This window comes from Aromatoleum tolulyticum (assembly GCF_900156155.1).
GTDB lineage: Bacteria > Pseudomonadota > Gammaproteobacteria > Burkholderiales > Rhodocyclaceae > Aromatoleum > Aromatoleum tolulyticum.
Window position 1 is genome coordinate 317078 of the sequence record NZ_FTMD01000001.1, and the last position, 18401, is coordinate 335478.

General features: G+C 69.3%; 15 protein-coding genes. 5 read left to right on the forward strand and 10 right to left on the reverse strand.

What is annotated here, in order from left to right; genetic code table 11:
- Positions 1-12 precede the first annotated feature (12 nt).
- The 4 genes from BW991_RS01435 to BW991_RS01450 all read right to left on the reverse strand — a co-directional run bounded on the left by BW991_RS01435 (position 13) and on the right by BW991_RS01450 (position 4762).
- The gene (locus tag BW991_RS01435) at positions 13-1446 is read right to left on the reverse strand and encodes a pyridoxal phosphate-dependent aminotransferase (RefSeq protein ID WP_076600313.1); all 1434 of its coding nucleotides are present in this window, start codon (positions 1444-1446) and stop codon (positions 13-15) included.
- Positions 1447-1632: 186 nt separating this feature from the next.
- Positions 1633-2826 (reverse strand): multidrug effflux MFS transporter, encoded by a 1194-nt coding sequence (locus tag BW991_RS01440; RefSeq protein WP_076600314.1) that lies wholly within the window; start codon positions 2824-2826, stop codon positions 1633-1635.
- A 64-nt stretch (positions 2827-2890) separates the two neighbouring features.
- Complete coding sequence (locus tag BW991_RS01445) at positions 2891-4390, reverse strand: YifB family Mg chelatase-like AAA ATPase (protein ID WP_076600315.1); 1500 nt, start codon at positions 4388-4390, stop codon at positions 2891-2893.
- A 108-nt stretch (positions 4391-4498) separates the two neighbouring features.
- Positions 4499-4762 (reverse strand): accessory factor UbiK family protein, encoded by a 264-nt coding sequence (locus BW991_RS01450; RefSeq protein WP_076600316.1) that lies wholly within the window; start codon positions 4760-4762, stop codon positions 4499-4501.
- Positions 4763-5091: 329 nt separating this feature from the next.
- Here BW991_RS01450 and BW991_RS01455 point away from each other — a divergent pair, with 329 nt between their 5' ends.
- Genes BW991_RS01455 through BW991_RS01465 form a run of 3 tightly spaced genes read left to right on the forward strand, consistent with a single transcriptional unit; the run spans position 5092 to position 7693 of the window.
- Complete coding sequence (locus tag BW991_RS01455; RefSeq protein ID WP_076600317.1) at positions 5092-5835, forward strand: TorF family putative porin; 744 nt, start codon at positions 5092-5094, stop codon at positions 5833-5835.
- A 50-nt stretch (positions 5836-5885) separates the two neighbouring features.
- Complete coding sequence (gene glnK, locus BW991_RS01460; RefSeq protein ID WP_076600318.1) at positions 5886-6224, forward strand: P-II family nitrogen regulator; 339 nt, start codon at positions 5886-5888, stop codon at positions 6222-6224.
- Positions 6225-6235: 11 nt separating this feature from the next.
- Entirely contained in the window at positions 6236-7693 is a 1458-nt protein-coding gene (locus tag BW991_RS01465) for an ammonium transporter (RefSeq protein ID WP_076600319.1), read from the forward strand.
- A 96-nt stretch (positions 7694-7789) separates the two neighbouring features.
- Here BW991_RS01465 and BW991_RS24310 read toward each other — a convergent pair whose 3' ends face one another.
- The 5 genes from BW991_RS24310 to ilvA all read right to left on the reverse strand — a co-directional run bounded on the left by BW991_RS24310 (position 7790) and on the right by ilvA (position 14304).
- A complete protein-coding gene (locus BW991_RS24310) occupies positions 7790-9790 on the reverse strand; it encodes a HAMP domain-containing histidine kinase (protein ID WP_076600320.1) in 2001 nt (666 codons plus the stop codon).
- An 11-nt stretch (positions 9791-9801) separates the two neighbouring features.
- Positions 9802-11010, reverse strand: a complete 1209-nt coding sequence (locus tag BW991_RS01475) for an ABC transporter substrate-binding protein (RefSeq protein ID WP_076600321.1) — start codon at positions 11008-11010, stop codon at positions 9802-9804.
- A 267-nt stretch (positions 11011-11277) separates the two neighbouring features.
- On the reverse strand, positions 11278-12153 hold the full coding sequence (gene purU, locus BW991_RS01480; RefSeq protein WP_076600322.1) for a formyltetrahydrofolate deformylase: 876 nt from the start codon (positions 12151-12153) through the stop codon (positions 11278-11280).
- Positions 12154-12157: 4 nt separating this feature from the next.
- Positions 12158-12769 (reverse strand): bifunctional phosphoserine phosphatase/homoserine phosphotransferase ThrH, encoded by a 612-nt coding sequence (gene thrH, locus BW991_RS01485; RefSeq protein WP_076600323.1) that lies wholly within the window; start codon positions 12767-12769, stop codon positions 12158-12160.
- A gap of 296 nt (positions 12770-13065) precedes the next feature.
- Positions 13066-14304 (reverse strand): threonine ammonia-lyase, encoded by a 1239-nt coding sequence (gene ilvA / locus BW991_RS01490; RefSeq protein ID WP_076600324.1) that lies wholly within the window; start codon positions 14302-14304, stop codon positions 13066-13068.
- Positions 14305-14501: 197 nt separating this feature from the next.
- On the opposite strand from ilvA, the gene BW991_RS01495 reads away from it, so the two are divergent.
- Entirely contained in the window at positions 14502-15713 is a 1212-nt protein-coding gene (locus BW991_RS01495) for an HD-GYP domain-containing protein (RefSeq protein ID WP_076600325.1), read from the forward strand.
- Between the two features lie 29 nt (positions 15714-15742).
- On the opposite strand, the gene BW991_RS01500 is transcribed toward BW991_RS01495, so the two are convergent.
- A complete protein-coding gene (locus tag BW991_RS01500; protein WP_076600326.1) occupies positions 15743-17674 on the reverse strand; it encodes an ATP-binding cassette domain-containing protein in 1932 nt (643 codons plus the stop codon).
- Positions 17675-17799: 125 nt separating this feature from the next.
- Here BW991_RS01500 and BW991_RS01505 point away from each other — a divergent pair, with 125 nt between their 5' ends.
- Entirely contained in the window at positions 17800-18381 is a 582-nt protein-coding gene (locus BW991_RS01505; protein ID WP_244551572.1) for a hypothetical protein, read from the forward strand.
- The last annotated feature ends 20 nt before the right edge of the window (positions 18382-18401 follow it).

Consider the following 18401-nt stretch of genomic DNA (forward strand, 5'->3'; position numbering starts at 1 on the left):
GCTTGCTCTCCTTCAGGCCGGAACGGCGTCCCGGCAGTCCTGGTCTTCGCGCAGCAGCTCGCCCAGCATGGCGAGGAAGCGCGCGTTCTCGGCGGGCAGGCCGACGCTCACACGGATGTGCCCGGGCAGGCCGTAGCGGGCCATGCACTTCACGGCGACACCGCGTTCGGCGAGGCGCGCGAGCGCATCGCGCGGCGCGCGCAGCAGCACGAAATTCGCCGCCGAAGGCACGAACTCGACCCCCAGACGCACCAGACCCGCCATCAACAGCTCACGCCCGCGCGCGTTCGCGCCGATGCTCGCGCGGCGGTGGGTCTCGTCATCGAGCGCCGCGAGCGCGGCGGCCTGCGCCAGCGAACCGACGTGGTACTGCGGGCACAGCGCGGCGAGCCGCCGCACCAAGGTCTCCGGCGCAAAGCCATAACCCACGCGCAGGCCGGCCAGCCCCTCGACTTTCGATAGCGAGCGCAGGGCCAGCACCGCGGCGCCGCGGCGCACGTCCGCCGCCGCGTCGATCAGCGCGTGGCCCTCGGCGTAATCGCGGTAGGCCTCGTCGAGCAGCAGCACGGCCCCCGCCGGCAGCGCAGCGCACAGGCGCGCCCAGTCGGCCGGGTCCATCAGCGTCCCGGTGGGGTTGTGCGGCGATGCGACGACCACGAGGCGGGTTTCAGGGCTGAGGCGTGCGAGGTATTCCCCGACGGCGTATTCACTGCCCGCCATCGGCACCGTGACGACCCGGGCGCCCACGCGCGCGGCCGCCGAGCGGTAGGCGGGAAAGGCCGGGTCGGGGATCAGCACCTCGCCGCCGGCGCCGACGACGGCGCGCAGCGCGAGGTCGATCAGATCGCACGCACCGTTGCCGATCACCAGCTGCACAGCGGAAAGCCCCAGCCGGCGCGCAAGGGCATCACGCAGTTCGGCGCTGTCGGCCGCCGGATAGCGATGCAGCCGCGCCGCCGTGCGCGCGATCGCGGCGCACGCCGCGGGCGACGGGCCGAAGGGGTTCTCGTTGCCCGCCAGATCGACCGCGGGGCCGTCCGCGCCGGCGTAGTGGGCGCGGATCGACGCGACCAGCGCGGGATGGGGGTCGGCCTGCGGGCGCGCGGCGCGCACCCGGGCGAAGGCCGCGTCGAGGGGCAGGCCGAGGTGTTCGTGCAGGAAGCACGCCGCCAGCGCCGGGGACCGCGAAATCCCCTGCTCGCAGTGCATCAGCACGCGGTGCCCGGCGGCGATGCGGGCGGCGAGGAAGGCCGCGGCCGAGCGGATCGTCGCCGCGGGCAGCGCCACCCGATCAGCCACCGCCAGCCCCAGCTGCAGCGCCACCTCCGACGGGCGGGCCAGTGGCGCCAGCGACAGCAGCGTGTCGATGCCCGCCGCCTGCAACGCGGCGCCGTCGGCGGCGTCGGCGCGGCTGCCCACGGCCAGCTGCGGCATCACGAAATCCATTCCATCGCCCTCCGGGTCGCTCCTGCGAACATGTCGACATCATCGACACGTGCGCCCGGACGCGACACGGCAGGATCATGAAGCGGAGATCATGATTTTCTGCAAATCCATCTCATCATTATGGTTATGGCCATCCACCCGGCCCGGTGTGCTGCCCCGCAGCACGCGCACGCAGCGCCGCACGCCTCAGCGCAGGCAGCCGCCGGCGCGGCGGCACCAGGCGACGAAGCCGATGCCCCCGAGCGTCAGGAAACCCGCCATGCCCGCCGCCAGTGTCAGCGGCGAATGCCACAGCAGCGGCGCGAAGACGCCGGCGATGGTCGAATTGATGCCGACCTGCAGGAAGCTCTGGCAGCTCGACGCCAGCCCGCGGTGCGACGGAAACAGCTCCAGCGCCAGCAGCGTCATGCTGGGCATCGACAGGGCCATGCCGAAGGTGTACAGCACGATCGGCAGCACCGACCACGGCAGGCCGGGCGGCAGCAGCGTGGCGACCAGCAGGTTGGCGAGCGCCGCGCTCGCCATGATCGTCATGCCGATAACGACCGTGCGGCGCACGTGCCAGCGCCCGGCCACCCGCTCCGACAGCGCCGAGCCCGCGCTCATGCCGACCACCGCCGGCACGAACAGCCAGCCGAATTCCTGCGCGCCGAGGCCCAGGTGCTGCATCAGGAAGGCCGGTGCCGACAGCACGTAGAGGAAGAAGCCGTTGAAGTTGAAAGCCGCCGCCGCGCTCAGCAGCACGAAGGCGCCGCTGCCCAGCACCCGCCGGTAGGCACGCGCGAGTAGCACCGGGTGCAGCGGATGGCGGTGCTCGGCCAGCAGGGTCTCGGGCAGGAAGCGCCAGGTGAGGACAGCCAGCACGGCGCCGAAGCAGGCGAGGAAGAAAAAGATCGCGCGCCAGCCCGCTGCGGCCAGCAGCAGGCCGCCGATGATGGGCGCGATCGCCGGCGCGACGCCGAAGATCAGCATCACGCGCGACATCAGCCGCTGCGCGTGCGCGCCGTCGAAGAGATCGCGGATCACCGCGCGCCCCACCACCATGCCGGCACCGCCGACCATGCCCTGCAGCGCGCGGCCCACCCACAGCCATTCGATCGACGGCGCCAGCGCGCACACCAGCGAGGCCAGCGCGAACAGCACGCTACCGGCGATGAGCACGTGCCGGCGTCCGAAATGGTCGGCGAGCGCGCCGTGCCACAGCACCATGAACGCGAAGGTCGCCATGTAGGCGGTGAGGGTCTGCTGGATCTCGAGCGGCGTGGCGCCGAGCTCCGCCCCCATCGCACCGAACGCGGGCAGGTAGGTGTCGATCGAAAACGGCCCGATGGCCGCGAGCGCCGCGAGGACAAACGCTAGCCAGGGCGAGGTGGCGGGCATCGGGGGGATCCCTGGGGTCGTTGTTGTTCGGTACCGGGCGCCCCCGCGCGCCCCGCAGGCCGCGTCAGCGCGAGTCGAGGCCGCGCCGGTACTGGATCGCCTCGGCCACATGCGGCGGACCGACGCGTTCGGCGCCGGCCAGGTCCGCGATCGTGCGGGCGACCTTCAGGATGCGATGATACCCGCGCGCGGACAGATTCAGCCGTCGTATCGCATGCTCGAGCAAGGCCTTGCCCTGGTCGTCGGGCGCACACAGCGCATCGACGCGCCCCGGCGCGAGATGGCTGTTCGCGCCGCCCTGGCGCGCGCGCTGCACCGCCCAGGCCTGCGCGACGCGCTCCCGCACCGCTGCGCTGGACTCGCCCGCCGGCTGCGCGGTCATCTCGGCATGGTCGAGCAGCGGCACCTCGATGACGAGGTCCATGCGGTCGAGCAGCGGCCCCGACAGGCGTCCGCGATAGCGCGCGACCTGGTCCGGCGTGCACCGGCAGCGTCCGCCCTTGTCGCCGGCGTGGCCGCAGGGACATGGATTCATCGCCGCGACGAGCTGGAAACGCGCCGGGAACTCGGCGCGCTGGCGTGCCCGCGACACTGTCACGGTGCCCGTCTCGAGCGGCTCGCGCAGCGCCTCGAGCACGCGGCGGTCGAACTCCGGCAGTTCGTCGAGGAACAGCACGCCGCGGTGCGCGAGGCTGATCTCGCCGGGCCGCGGATTCGCGCCGCCGCCGACGAGCGCCGGCGCGGAGGCCGAGTGGTGCGGCGCGCGATACGGCCGGCGCCCCCAGCGACGGGCGTCGAAACCGCCTTCGAGCGACTGGATCGACGCGCTCTCGATCGCCTCGGCCTCGTCGAGCGGCGGCAGCAGGCCCGGCAGGCGGCGCGCGAGCATGGACTTGCCGGTCCCCGGCGGACCGAACATCAAGAGCGAATGCTGCCCGGCGGCCGCGACCTCGAGCGCGCGGCGCGCCTGCAACTGCCCCTTCACCTCGGCGAGGTCCGCTTCGTCGTCCCGCCCCTCGACGGCCGGCGGCGGCGGGCGGCGCACGAGCGGCGAGTGGCCGTTGAGGTGCGCACACACGGCCAGCAGGCTGGCGGCGGGCAGCACGCTGGCGCCGCGCGCGAGCGCCGCCTCGTCGGCGTTGGCGGCCGGCAGCACCAGCGCGCGGCCGGTGCGCCCGCTTTCCAGCGCCATCGCGAGGCCGCCGCGCACTGCGCGCAGGCTACCGTCGAGCGACAGTTCGCCGACGAATTCGTGCTGCACGAGCCCCGCCGCATCCACCTGCCCCGACGCCACGAGGATGCCCAGCGCGATCGGCAGGTCGAAGCGCCCGCCCTCCTTGGGCAGGTCCGCGGGTGCGAGATTGACGGTGATGCGGCGTTGCGGGAATTCGAACTGCGAGGTCGCGATCGCGGCGCGCACGCGTTCGCGCGCCTCGCGGACTTCGGTGTCGGGCAGGCCGACCAGGTTGAATGCGGGCAGGCCGTTAGCGAGATGGACTTCCACCGTCACCTCGGGCGCGCCCATGCCTGCGAGCGCCCTGGTGCGTACGAGTGCCAGCGACATCGGTACCTCCGGAATGGACTGCGCTCAGTCTACCGGAGGCTCCGACAATGACGAAAGATTATCTACCGAGCATTGCTACGACGCCGTGCGCCGCTCGGGCGTCCCCGCTCACTCGTCTTCGCGGTCGGCGCGGGCGCGCACGAGTTCGGATTCCAGCGCGGCGACGCGGTCTTCCAGTTCGGCGAGCTTCTGGCGCGCGTGCGCGAGCACCTCGCGCTGCACGTCGAACTCTTCGCGCGTGACCAGATCGAGCTTGCCGAAGGCGCTGCCGAGCAGGGCCTTGGCGTTCTTTTCGAAATCCCGCGCGGGATTGCTGGCGGCGAGTTCGGACAACTTGGCGCCGATGTCATCGAGAAAGCGGGGGCCTGCCATGAAGTTACCTCTGGGGCGAAAACATAAAGGAAAAGTCTAGCACGGGCGCGGGTTCCGGAACGGACGGACACCCGCTCCGCCCCATTGCGGTGAGCGCTCCGCCGGCCCGGCGCGTCACGCACCACGAAATTGACTATAACGCACCATGACGGTGCATCCGACGATCGGGCGCTCTGCTGCATGTGCACAAAAACGCCCGAAAACCCCTTTCTGAACGCCTTTTTGTCACATATAAACAGTTACTTGCGACAGCAAGCGAACAACTTGGCACGCCGCGTGCAAAGGAGGACTCGCCAGCAATCAAAAACCAACCATCAAGGAGCAACATCATGCACAAGCGCATCATCGCCCTTGCCGTCGCCGCAGCCCTTCCGCTGATCGCCTCCGGCACGGCCGCCGCCGGCGACAGCCCGATCGCCGCGAACGTCGCCCTCGTGTCCGACTATGCCTACCGCGGCATCAGCCAGACCGACGAGAAGCCGGCGCTGCAAGGCGGTTTCGATTATGCGCATGCGAGCGGCCTGTACGTCGGCGTGTGGGGATCGAACGTGTCGTGGCTGAGCGACCTCGAACGCGGCATCGGCGAGAACTCGGGCAACAGCCTCGAACTGGACGTCTACGGCGGCTACAAGGGCACGATCGGCGACATCGGCTACGACGTCGGCCTGCTGCAGTACGTCTATCCGGGCGAGTTCGACTCGACCTGGCGCAACACGATCGGCCTGAAGCACCCGAATACGCTGGAAGGCTATGTCGGCCTGTCGTGGCAGTTCCTGTCGTTCAAGTACTCGAACTCCTTCACCAACCTGTTCGGCGCGCCGGACTCCAAGGGCAGCCAGTACTTCGACCTGTCGGCCGCCTACGAGGTGATCCCGGGCACGACGCTCAACGCCCACTACGGCCACCAGATGATCGCCGGCCCGGCCGAGTCCTACTCCGACTGGAAGGTCGGCGTGAGCCAGGCCGTCGCGGGCGTGACGCTGGGCCTGCACTACGTGGATACCAACATGAAGGACAAGAGCGATTTCGACGCCGACGGCCGCTACGTCCTCAGCGTCGCCAAGACCTTCTGAGCCTGCAACGCCGCGGGGCCCCGGCCCCGCAAGACTGAAAGGAAACCATCATGAAATTCGTCACAGCCATCATCAAGCCCTTCAAGCTCGACGAAGTGCGCGAGGCCCTCTCGGCGATCGGCGTGCAGGGCATCACCGTCACCGAGGTCAAGGGCTTCGGCCGGCAGAAGGGTCACACCGAGCTGTACCGCGGCGCCGAATACGTCGTCGACTTCCTGCCCAAGGTGAAGATCGAGGCCGCCGTGCGCACCGAGCTGCTCGAACAGGTGATCGAGGCGATCGAGAAGTCCGCCGCGACCGGCAAGATCGGCGACGGCAAGATCTTCGTCTTCGACCTCGAGCAGGCCATCCGCATCCGCACCGGCGAAACGGGCGCCGACGCGCTGTAAGGGAGAACACCATGAAAAAACTGTTTGCTGTCCTGCTTGCGGTCCTGGCGCTCGGCTTCGCCGGGCTCGCCAGCGCCGAAGATGCCCCGGCTGCGGCCGAGGCCGTCACCGCGGTCGCCGACGCCGCCGTCGCCCCCGCGGCCGCCGCGGCGCCGGCCCCCACGGTCAACAAGGGCGACACCGCCTGGATGCTGACCTCCACCGCGCTGGTCGCCTTCATGGTGATCCCGGGCCTCGCGCTGTTCTACGGCGGCCTGGTGCGCTCGAAGAACATGCTGTCGGTGCTGATGCAGGTCTTCGTGATCTTCTCGCTGATGATCGTGCTGTGGTTCGTGTACGGCTACAGCCTCGCCTTCACCGAGGGCAACGCGTTCGTCGGCGGCTTGTCGAAAGCCTTCCTCAGCGGCGTGACGGTCGATTCGATGGCCGCGACCTTCAGCAAGGGCGTCGCGATCCCCGAGTTCGCCTACATCATCTTCCAGGCGACCTTCGCGGCGATCACCCCGGCGCTGATCGTCGGCGCCTTCGCCGAGCGCATGAAGTTCTCCGCGGTGCTGCTGTTCATGGTGCTGTGGTTCACCTTCTCCTACCTGCCGATGGCCCATATGGTGTGGTACTGGGCGGGTCCGGATGCCTACGTCGACGCCGCTGCGGGTGAAGCGGCCGCTGCGACCGCGGGCTTCCTGTTCCAGAAGGGTGCGCTCGACTTCGCCGGCGGCACCGTGGTGCACATCAACGCCGCCGTCGCCGGCCTCGTGGGTGCCTTCATGATCGGCAAGCGCATCGGCTACGGCCGCGAATCGATGGCGCCGCACTCGCTGACGCTGACGATGGTGGGCGCTTCGATGCTGTGGATCGGCTGGTTCGGCTTCAACGCCGGCTCCAACCTCGAAGCCAACGGCCTGACCGCGCTGGCCTTCCTCAACACGATGGTCGCGACCGGCATGGCGGCGATGTCGTGGATGACCGCGGAATGGCTGATGAAGGGCAAGCCCTCGCTGCTGGGTGCGGCTTCGGGTGCGGTGTCGGGTCTGGTTGCGATCACTCCGGCCTGCGGCTGGGTCGGTCCGATGGGCGCGCTGGTGATCGGCCTGCTCGCCGGCGTGATCTGCCTGTGGGGCGTGAATGGCCTCAAGCGCATGCTCGGTGCCGACGACGCGCTCGACGTGTTCGGCGTGCATGGCGTGGGCGGCATCCTCGGCGCGATCCTGACCGGCGTGTTCGCCAACCCGGACCTCGGCGGCGTCGGCGTGTATGACTACGTCGCCAACGCGGTGGCCCCGTTCTCGACCTCCGCGCAGGTCACCAGCCAGGTCTGGGGCGTGGTCGTCGCGATCGTGTGGTCGGGCGTCGTGTCGGTGGTTGCCTACAAGATCGTCGATGTGCTGATCGGCCTGCGCGTGCCGGAAGAAGAAGAGCGCGAAGGCCTCGACATCACCGCCCACGGCGAGACGGCCTACCACATCTGAGCATTGCCGGATCGCTCCCTCGTCCGGTCCTGCAGCGGGCGCCCCTTCGGGGGCGCCCGTTTTCGTTCACGTCCGCCGGGGCGGACCCGCCGCGATTCAGGCGGCACCGGGAGCGAGCTCCTCCGGGGTGGCTGCGGCAGACAGGCCCGCGATCGGCAGCCGGATCGTGAAGGTCGTACCGGTCCCCGGGGTGCTGTCGACGTCGATCCGGCCGTTGTGAGCCTCGACGATCTTGTACGCGATATGCAGCCCGAGCCCGGTCCCCTTGCCCACCGGCTTCGTCGTGAAGAACGGATCGAAGATCTTGCCGATGATCTCGGGCGCGATGCCTGACCCCGTGTCGCTGATACGCACGACGACTTCACCCCCTTCGACTCCCGTCCGCACCACGATGGAACCACGCGTCGCGATCGCCTGCGCGGCGTTGACGAGCAGATTGAGGAATACCTGTCCCAGCCGCCCCGGGTAGCAGTACAGGGGCGGCAGCACGCCATAGTCGCGGATCACCTCGGTCTTGTATTTCAGCTCGTTCCACGCAACGTTGATGACCTTGTCGATGAGGACGTTGACATCGGCCGACTCGAGCTCCTGCCGGTCCACGTGCGAGAAATCCTTGAGATCGGCGACGATCTTCGCAATGCGCACGAGGCCTTCCTGCGATTCGTCGAGCAGCTGCATCAGATCGTCGCGCATGAACTCGACGTCCATCTGCGCCCGCAGATCCGCCAACTGCTGCGCCGCCGGCCCCGCCGCGACGTTGGCCAGGGCCTCCTCGTAACGGTCGAGCAGCGTCAGCAGGTCGTCGGCATAGTTGCGCAAGGTGCGGATGTTGCTCTTCACGAACCCGACCGGGTTGTTGATTTCGTGCGCGACGCCGGCTGCGAGCTGGCCGAGCGAAGCCATCTTCTCCGACTGGACCAGCTGCGCCTGCGTCGCGCGCAGTTCCTCCAGCGTCTGGCGCAACGAGTCGTTCGCCGTTCGCAGGTCGGCCTCGGCTCGCCGGCGCTCGGCGATTTCGCCGCTCAGCGCCACGTCCTGCGCCTGCAGCCGCTCCATCATGTTGTTGAAGCTCTCCCCCAGCTGGCCGACTTCATCGTCGCCGCCCGGCGGCACCCGCGAGGACAGATCGCCGTGATCCACGATCGCATGCATCGTGCCGCGCAGCGCTTCGAGCGGCTGCACGAAGCGGCGCGCGCGCCAGAATACGAGGGCGGACACGGCGAGCGCACTGAGCAGACCGACGATGGCCATGCGCCAGACGAGCTCGGCGACGGGCTCGTGCAGATGTGCGACCGGTACCGACAGCACCACATGCCAGCGGAACGGCGGTTCGCCATCCGGAAACGGCAGCGCGAGAATCGCATGCAGTTGCCCCCCCGACTCCACGAAGCGCGGACCGGTGCCCGCCCCGCCGACGGCCTCGACCACCGCCTGCGGCGTGTCGCCATACACCGTGCGCCCCTCGGCGTCGACGATCGCGCTGACCGGATGCCCCGCATCGGGCATCAGCTCGCCGACGAAATCGAGGCCGAATTCGGCGGCGAGAACGCCCTCCACCTGGCCTTGGTAGAACACCGGGAAAGCCAGCGTGATCGACGCCTTGCCGTCCGCGGCCATGCGCACGCTGCCCTGTGCGCGCCCTGCGAGCACCTCCTTGAGCCACGGCGTATCGGGCGCCGGCGGATGCGCGGAATCGTTGGCCGAAATCAGCCGCCCCCTGTAGTCGAGCACCACGATGTGCGGGTGCTCGCCGCCGCGACCGGCGAGCGTGAGCTTGTCGATGAAGGACCGCAGGTAGGCTTCCCGCCCGAGCGAGTCGACGACGCCGTTGACCAACAGCGTGTTGCGCGAGATCGCTCGCAGATGCTCCCATTTGGTGCGCAGATCTTCGACGATCGCGCGCGCACTGAAGCGCAGGTTGTCCTCGAGGCTCGCCTGCACCTGATCGGCGACCGTGCCGCTCGCGTGATAGGCGACACCGGCCGACATCGCCACCAACGTGGTGAGATCGAGGACGAGAAAGAACAGCACCAGGCGGTCGCGCAGCGACTGACCGAAGCGCCGCGATCCGGGCGGAGAGTCCTTCCGCGCGTCCACGCCGGCCGCCTTCAGCGTACCGCGGCCTTGACCGGCACCAGCACGCCGTCGCTGCGGTAGCGCGCCATGCGGTAGTCGGCGGCCGACAGGCCTTCGTGGCGGTCGCGCGTGAATACCGGCCGGTAGCTGCGGATCAGCCCGTCATGACGCGGCAGGTTCTCCAGGGCGGCGCGCACCTTGTCGCGATCGATGCTGCCGGCCTGGCGGATCGCCAACGCCAGGACCTGCACCAGCTCATAGGCATGCGCGACGCCGACCGGAGCCGGAATGTGTTCGGGACGCTCGACACCGAACATCTCGCGGTAGCGGTCGACCACTGCGCGTGCGCGCGGGCCGCTCGCGTCGAGGAAGGAATAAGTCTGCATCACCTGCAGATCGACCTGTCGCAACGCCTCGCCGGCCAGCTCGACGAAGCGTCCGCCGCTCACGCCCCAGTGCGAATACACCGGCAGCCTGCGCGCAGGCGGACGCGCGGCAAGCGCCTTGATCGCGGCCGCGCCCTCCACGGCGTTCGCGGCCATGAGGATCGCATCGGCACCGGCCGCCTCGAGCGCCAGCACGGCGGGCGTCAGATCGGCATCCCCCCAGTGGAACCACTGCACCGCCGCGGGCGCGAGCCCCTCGCGGGCCAGCGCTTCGGTGATCGCCTGTTCGTTGCTGCGTCCCCAGGCGGTCCGCTCGAGCAGCAGGCCGAGGCGACGGTGGCCCGCGGCGAGCGCCTGCGCCGTCAGGAAGGCGCCGACGTACTGGTCGCGCGCCGAGATCCGGAATACGTAGCTCGGCTGGCGGGCGCTGTCGATGACCGGGGTCGCCGCAGCCCACGGCACGAGGGTGAGCAGGCGCTTGTCGTGGATCAGCTGCTGGTTCTCGATGATCGCCGGACTATGCACGCCGCCGAGCACCGCGACCAGTTGGTCGTCGGCGGCGAATTCGTTGAGATTGTCGGTGCTGCGCGCCGGAACGCCGTGATGGTCCTTCACCTGCAGTTCGAGCTTCCGGCCGCCGAGCAGACCACCGCTCTCGTTGATTTCGGCGATCGCGATCAGCGCCCCCCGCCGAATCGCCTCTCCCCCCTGGGCCGACGCCGACGACATGTCCGCGTCGAGCCCGATGACGATCGCGGGCGCAGCGGCATTCGCCACGCCGCAGCCGACCACGGCGGCGGTGATCGCCAAGAACGCGCGGAACAGGGGCTGCCACCCGCTATGGCTTCGGTTCATCATGCGCCTCCCTGATCCTGAGATTGGTGTTGAGACATCGACGACGTGCCGCGCCGGAGCAGGCACGGGCTGCAGGCACGATCCGCCCGCAATGTCGGCACGGCCCGACACGGCAGGGGAATCGGCGCGAGCGCCGACAGGCGGATGCATTCTAACCCAAAAGGCATAGACGGACGTGACCGGCGGCGGCGCCGTGCGCACAGCCGTCGAAAACCGGAGCCATGCCGGCCGGGGCCGGGCCGGGTATCCGCTCCGGCGTGCCGCCGTTCAGCGGAACACGACCGTCTTGTTGCCGTGCAGCAGCACGCGGCCTTCGAGGTGGTAGCGCAGGCCGCGCGCGAGCACGGTCTTCTCGATGTCCTTGCCGTAGCGCACCATGTCCTCGACCGAGTCGGAATGGTCGATGCGGATCACGTCCTGCTCGATGATGGGGCCCTGGTCGAGCTCGGACGTGACGTAGTGGCAGGTCGCGCCGATCAGCTTGACGCCCTTCGCCCACGCCTGGTGGTAGGGCTTCGCGCCGACGAAACTGGGCAGGAAGCTGTGGTGGATGTTGATGATGCGCCCCGGATAGGCGGCGCACAGGTCCGGCGACAGCACCTGCATGTAGCGCGCGAGCACGATCGTGTCGCCGCGCACCTCCTCGACGATGCGCCGCACCTCGGCATAGGCGGAGGCCTTGGTGTCCGCGGTGACCGGCACGTGGTGGAAGGGGATGCCGTGCCATTCGACGAAGCCGCGGAAGGTGTCGTGGTTCGAGATCACGCACGGGATCTCGATGTCCAGTTCCTTCGACTGCCAGCGCGCGAGCAGATCGTAGAGGCAGTGCTCCTGCTTCGACACCAGCACGACGACGCGCTTCTTCACCGCCGAGTCGGTGATGCTCCATTCCATCTCCAGCTCTTCGGCGATCGGGCGGAAGCGCTCGCGGAACTCGGCGAGGTGGAAGGGCAGCGAATCGGCCTTGATCTCGATGCGCATGAAGTAGCGCGCCACCGCCTCGCCGTCCGCGGGCGGCTCGGCATGCAGCGAGGTCTCGAGGATCCAGCCGCGGTGCTCGGCGATGAAGCCCGACACGCGCGCGACGATGCCGACGCGGTCGGGGCAGGACGCCGACAGGGTGTAGAAGCGGTCGCGATGCATCGGATTACGCGACGCGCGCGAAGGCCTTGTCGATCTCGCGGCGCAGCTCGGCGTAGCTGCGCGTGACCGGGAACTGCGGGAATTCGCGGATGACGTTCTCGGGCGGATGGAACAGGATGCCGCCGTGCGCCTCGCCGAGCATCGCGGTGTCGTTGTACGAGTCGCCCGCGGCGACGACGGTGAGGTTCAGCTCCTTGAAGCGCTTCACCGCCTCGCGCTTCTGGTCGGGCATGCGCAGGTGGTAATTCACCAGCACGCCGTTCGCGTCGGCTTCGAGGCGGTGGCACAGCAGGGTCGGCCAGCCGAGCTGCTTCATCAGCGGCTTGGCGAACTCTTGGAAGGTGTCGGAGAGGATCACGACCTGGTAGCTCTCGCGCAGGTCGTCGAGGAAGTCGCGCGCACCGGCCATCGGGCCCATGCTGGTGATCACGTCCTGGATGTCGGGCAGGCCCAGCTTGCGTTCGGCAAGGATCTTGAGCCGGTACTTCATCAGCGTATCGTAGTTCGGCTCGTCGCGCGTCGTGCGGCGCAATTCCGGGATGCCGGTACGCTCGGCGAATTCAATCCAGATTTCGGGGACCAGCACACCTTCGAGGTCGAGACAGACGATCTGCACGGCAAGCTTCCTGTATCGGCGAATAAAGAAACCGTGGATTCTAGCAGTCGCCGGCCACCGTACCGCCGCACGCGGAGGCCGCCGCCTTCAAAAAATTTAATCTACCGGGAACCAATTAGAAGACCGGCGGTCTGGGGAATATGGCCCTATAATGGCAGGGCTAAATGCGTAACCCTTGGCCGATGGAGGCCATTTCGCGGGACGGCTCCGGTCGTCCCGTTTTTCTTTTCTGCGGTTTCCCCGCCGGCCGCTCTTCGGCCTTTCTTTCCGCGGCCCGCCTTCCTGCACCCTCGTGCTCAGCTGCCGAGCAGGTTGCGCACGCGCAGCCCCTGCTGTGCGAAATGCACGCGCAATTCCTCCTGGTGTTCGAAGTCGCGCGTCTCCATCTGCAGGATCACCTCGGTCATGCCCACCGGCACGTGCAGCTCGCCGCGCCGGTGTTCGACGTGGCGCACGTTCATGCCCAGGTCGGCGACCGTCTTGAGCACCGCGAGCAGCTGCCCCGGCGCGTCGGAGATGGTCACCGCGACGCACATCAGCCGCCCGCTCGACGCCAGGCCGTAGTCGATCGAACGCCCGACCAGCGTCATGTCGACGTTGCCGCCCGAGATCACCACCACCGCACGGTCGTCCGGACACAGCGCGATCTTCTTCTGCATCAGCGCGGCGAGCCCGACGACGCCGGCGCCCTCGCCGATCGTGCGGGTGCGTTCGAGCAGCGTGACGATGGCCTCGGCGATCGCGTTGTCGTCGACGGTGACGATCTCGTCGACGTAGCGCGCGATGACCTGGCGCGTGAGCTTGCCGGGGCGCTTGACCTTGATGCCGTCGGCGATGGTGTGTGCGCCCGGGGGCACCTCCTCCAGCGCACCGTCGCGCAGGTAGGTGCGCCACGGCGCGACCGTCTCGGTCTGCACGCCGATCACGCGGATCGCCGGATTCTGCAGCTTGAGCGCGAGCGCAATGCCCGAGATCAGCCCGCCGCCGCCCAGCGGCACGATCGCGACCGTCATGTCGGGGGCGTCCTCCAGCATCTCCAGGCCGCAGCTCGCCTGCCCGGCGATCACATCCCAGTCGTCGTAGGGATGGAGGAAGGTGAGGCCTTCGGCCTGCGCCAGCTTCAGGGCCTCGTCGGTCGCCACCTCCAGCGTCTCGCCGACCAGGCGCACGTCGGCGCCGAGCTTGCGGCACGACTGGACCTTCGTGAGCGGCGCGTTCACGGGCATGAAGACGACGGCGCGCAGTCCGCACTGGGCGGCCGCACGCGCGACGCCCTGGGCGTGATTGCCGGCCGACGCGGCGACCACGCCGGTGGGCGGATGCGCGCCCGCGATCAGACGGCCGATCTTGTGCGTGGCCCCGCGCAGCTTGAACGAGCCGGTGCGCTGCAGGTTTTCCAGCTTGAGACGCAGCGGCACGCCGAGCTCGTCCGAGAGCGGGTCGTTCTGCCACTGCACGGTGCGCAGGATGGCGTCGCGGATGCGCTCGCGCGCGGCGAGCAGGGCCGGCAGATCCAGCGGCAGGGCAGCAGGCATGCGAAGAACCTCGGGGCAAGGGTGGCGCGCAGGCACGACGGGCGTGCACGATGCCACTTTAGCCGCAAACGGCCCGCGCCCGGCAGTGCGGCGCAGACACCGCCGCACGCGGCCGCGGTCGCGCGGCGACCACCGATATGCGGTATAAATCGCAACTAACCCACCAACCACGCGCCGGCCCGCACCGCCTCCCGCCGATGATCAAACTCATACGCACCGAACAGCTCGCGCGGGGCATGTTCATCCACGACCTGAACTGCGACTGGATCGACCACGATTTCGTGCTCAGCCGCTTCCTCGTCAAGGACGCGGCGACGCTGGCGCGCGTGCGCGCCATCGGCGTGCGCGAGATCTACATCGACACCGCGCGCGGCGGCGACGTGGCCGACGCGCCGAGCGCGGACGAGGCCGCACGCGAACTCGATGCGACGCTGGACCGCATCGCGACGACGCGGCCGACCGAGGAGCTGGCGATCTCGCCCGAAGCCGAGCGCTATCGCGCGCGGCGACTACACGGCGAGGCCCGCCGCATCGTGCAGGACATGATGGGCGACATCCGCCTCGGCAAGCAGATCGAACTGGAACAGATCGAACCGCTGGTCGACAACATCGTCGCGTCGATCTTCCGCAAGTCCGACGCGCTGCTGCCCTTGCTGCACCTGAAGGACCACGACGACTACACCTTCATGCATTCGGTGTCGGTGTGCGCGCTGATGACGAGCTTCGCGCGCACGCTGGAGCTGCCGCGCGAGGTGATCCACGAGATCTCGATCGGTGCCCTGCTGCACGACGTCGGCAAGGCGAAAGTGCCCGAGCACATCCTCAACAAGCCGGGCAAGCTCACCGACGCCGAATTCGATGCGATGAAGTCGCACGTCGTGCAGAGCAAGATCATCCTGCAGAACACCCCGGGCATCAGCGAGATCGCGCTGGACGTCGCCGCGCAGCACCACGAACGCTTCGACGGCACCGGCTACCCGAACCGGCTCGCGGGCGACGGCATCAGCCTGTACGGGCAGATGGCCGCGATCGTCGACGTGTATGACGCGATCACGTCGAACCGCGTGTACCACCAGGGCATGCCGCCGACGCTGGCGCTGCGCAAACTGCTCGAATGGAGCAAGTTCCACTTCGCGCCCAAGCTCGTGCACGCCTTCATCCGCTCGATCGGCATCTACCCGACCGGCGCGCTCGTGAGCCTGCAGAGCAACGCGCTCGCGGTGGTGCAGGAGCAGAACCCGGACAACCTGCTCAAGCCGCGCGTGCTGGTGATCTTCGACCTCAAGCAGCGCTGCTACACGACGCCGCGCGAGTTGAACCTCGCCGACTCGTCGGACGCGATCGTCGAGCACGAGGATTTCGCGCAGTGGCAGATCGACCCGGCGCGCTGGCTGCCCGCGACGGCCTGATCTAGGCCGGACGGGGGCAGCCGCGGGGTTCAGTCGGCCGGCATCGCCTCCAGCGCCTCGGAGATCTCCAGCCAGCGCAGCTCCGCCGCGTCGATCCAGCCGGCGAGTTCCGCCTGGCGCTTGAGCAGCGTCTGCAGCTGGGCGGAGTCGCCGCCCGCGTACAGCGACGGGTCGGACAGGCGCGCATCGAGCAGCTTCTTCTCGCCCTGCCAGCCGGCGAGCTTCTTCTCGATCTGGTCGATCTCCTTCACCAGCGGGCGGCGCGCCGCGAGCCGCGCCTGGCGTTCGGCCGCGGACTGCGCGCGGTCGGCCTTGCGCGCGGCCTTGTCGGCTTCGCGGTCCGGACACTTCGCGGCCTCGGCGGCCTGCGCGCGGCGCGTCGCGAGCCAGTCGCGGTAATCGTCGAGGTCGCCGTCGAAGGGCTGGATGCGGCCGTCGTCGACGAGCAGGAAGCGGTCGCAGGTCGCGCGCAGCAGCGCGCGGTCGTGCGACACCAGCACCATGCCGCCCTCGTAGTCCTGCAGCGCGAGCGTGAGCGCATGGCGCATCTCTAGGTCGAGGTGGTTGGTGGGCTCGTCGAGCAGCATCAGGTTAGGCCGCTGCCAGATCATCAGCGCGAGCGCGAGGCGCGATTTCTCGCCGCCGGAGAAGGGGCCGCAGGGCGTCGTCGCCGGCGTCGAGGTGCCGCCGACATCGTCGCCGCGGAAATCGAAGCCGCCGAGGTAGTCGCGCAGCTCCTGCTCGCGGGCGCGCGGGTCGAGGCGGATCATGTGCTGCAGCGGAGATTCGTCGGCGCGCAGCGTCTCCAGCTGGTGCTGCGCGAAGTAGCCGATCGCCAGGCCCTTGCCTTCGCTGCGGCTGCCGGCGGCGAGCTGCAGCTCGCCCGCGAGCAGCTTGATCAGCGTCGACTTGCCGGCGCCGTTGCGCCCGAGCAGGCCCACGCGCTCGCCGGGGCGCAGCGTCAGGCGGACGCGGTCGAGCACGGTGCGGTTGCCGTACGCGACGGCGCCGTCCTCGATCTGCAGCAGCGGATCGGGCGCGGCCGGCCCTTCGCGGAAGGTGAAGGCGAAGGGCGTGTCGATGTGCGCCGCGGCGATGCGCTCCATGCGCTCGAGCGCCTTGATGCGGCTTTGCGCCTGGCGGGCCTTGGTCGCCTGGGCGCGGAAGCGGCGGATGTAGTTCTCGATGTGCGCGACCTCGCGCTGCTGCTTCTCGAACATCGCCTGCTGCTGCGCGAGGCGCTCGGCGCGCTGACGCTCGAAGTCGGAATAGCCGCCGGTGTAGAGCGTGAGGCGCTGCTGCTCGATGTGCGCGATGTGGGTGATGCAGGCGTCGAGGAATTCGCGGTCGTGCGAGATCAGCAGCAGCGTGCCGCGGTAGTCGCGCAGCCACTGCTCGAGCCACAGCACGGCGTCGAGGTCGAGGTGGTTGGTCGGCTCGTCGAGCAGCAGCAGGTCGGAGCGGCACATCAGCGCCTGAGCGAGGTTCAGGCGCATGCGCCAGCCGCCGGAGAAGTCCGACACCGGCCGCTCGGGGTCGTCGCCGACGAAGCCGAGGCCGTCGAGCAGCGCCGCCGCGCGGGCGCGCGACGCGTAGCCGCCGATCTCGTGCAGGCGCGCGTGGAGTTCTCCGATATGCGCGCCGTCCTGCGCCGCCTCCGCCGCGGCGAGCTTCGCCTCGACTTCGCGCAGCTCGGTGTCGCCGTCGAGCACGTATTCGATCGCCGGCTTCGCCAGCGCCGGCGTTTCCTGCGCGACGTGGGCGATCTGCCAGCCGGCGGGGATCTCGAGGTCGCCCTGGTCCTGATGCAGCAGCCCGCGCAGCAGCGCGAACAGGCTGGACTTGCCGGTGCCGTTGGCGCCGGTCAGGCCGACCCGCCAGCCGGGATGGATCTGCAGCGAGACGGAATCGACGAGGACTTTGGCGCCCCGGGCGAGGCGGAGGTTGCGAAACTGGATCACGTCAGCGCATCTTCGGGCAAAGGCGTTATTCTACGCATCCCCGAACCCGACCGCCGCCGGACATCGTGCCCCCTCTTCTGTCCCATCTCCTGCCCCTGCTGCTCACCCTCGCCTGCGGAGGCGTAATGGCCGCCGACGCCGCCGCGGATGCCAACCCCGAGCTGGAACGCGCCGCGAAGCTGCGCGACGAAGCCAAGGCGCTGCGCCAGCAGGCCGACGACGCGCTCGCCGCGGAGTTGCCGAAGTGCTACGAGCGCTTCCTCGTGAATCGCTGCATCGCCCGGGCGAAGGATGCGCGCCTGGCGACGGTGGGCAAGGCGCGCGCGCTCGAAGCCGAGGCGAGCCGCACCGAATTGGCGCAGAAGCAGCGCGCCGCCGCGGAAAGCGGGCGTACGCGCACCGACGCGCCGAGCGAGCCGGCGGCACCCACGCCGGAAGGCGCCTTCACGATCCAGCCCGACCCGATGGCGGAAAGCACCCGCCGCCAGCGCGAGGCCGACGCGGTCCGCGCGAAGGAAGCAGAGCAGACGGAACGCAAGCAGAAGGATGCGGAGAAGGCCAAGGCGCGCGCGCAGGCCGAGGCCGAAGCGGCCGGCCGCGCGGACGCGGCGGCGCGCGACCGTGCGCGCTACGAGGAGCGCATCCGCAAGCGCGAGGCGGAGAAGGCCAAGGACGCAGCGAAGGACGCGGCCAAGCCGGCCAACTGAACGGCGAGCCGACGAAACGT

Bases quoted from the DNA above. Each gene is read 5' to 3' on its own strand.
- BW991_RS01435 (WP_076600313.1), bottom strand. From the start codon at position 1,446: ATGGATTTCGTGATGCCGCAGCTGGCCGTGGGCAGCCGCGCCGACGCC.
- BW991_RS01440 (WP_076600314.1), bottom strand. From the start codon at position 2,826: ATGCCCGCCACCTCGCCCTGGCTAGCGTTTGTCCTCGCGGCGCTCGCG.
- BW991_RS01445 (WP_076600315.1), bottom strand. From the start codon at position 4,390: ATGTCGCTGGCACTCGTACGCACCAGGGCGCTCGCAGGCATGGGCGCG.
- BW991_RS01450 (WP_076600316.1), bottom strand. From the start codon at position 4,762: ATGGCAGGCCCCCGCTTTCTCGATGACATCGGCGCCAAGTTGTCCGAA.
- BW991_RS01455 (WP_076600317.1), top strand. From the start codon at position 5,092: ATGCACAAGCGCATCATCGCCCTTGCCGTCGCCGCAGCCCTTCCGCTG.
- glnK (WP_076600318.1), top strand. From the start codon at position 5,886: ATGAAATTCGTCACAGCCATCATCAAGCCCTTCAAGCTCGACGAAGTG.
- BW991_RS01465 (WP_076600319.1), top strand. From the start codon at position 6,236: ATGAAAAAACTGTTTGCTGTCCTGCTTGCGGTCCTGGCGCTCGGCTTC.
- BW991_RS01475 (WP_076600321.1), bottom strand. From the start codon at position 11,010: ATGAACCGAAGCCATAGCGGGTGGCAGCCCCTGTTCCGCGCGTTCTTG.
- purU (WP_076600322.1), bottom strand. From the start codon at position 12,153: ATGCATCGCGACCGCTTCTACACCCTGTCGGCGTCCTGCCCCGACCGC.
- ilvA (WP_076600324.1), bottom strand. From the start codon at position 14,304: ATGCCTGCTGCCCTGCCGCTGGATCTGCCGGCCCTGCTCGCCGCGCGC.
- BW991_RS01495 (WP_076600325.1), top strand. From the start codon at position 14,502: ATGATCAAACTCATACGCACCGAACAGCTCGCGCGGGGCATGTTCATC.
- BW991_RS01505 (WP_244551572.1), top strand. From the start codon at position 17,800: ATGGCCGCCGACGCCGCCGCGGATGCCAACCCCGAGCTGGAACGCGCC.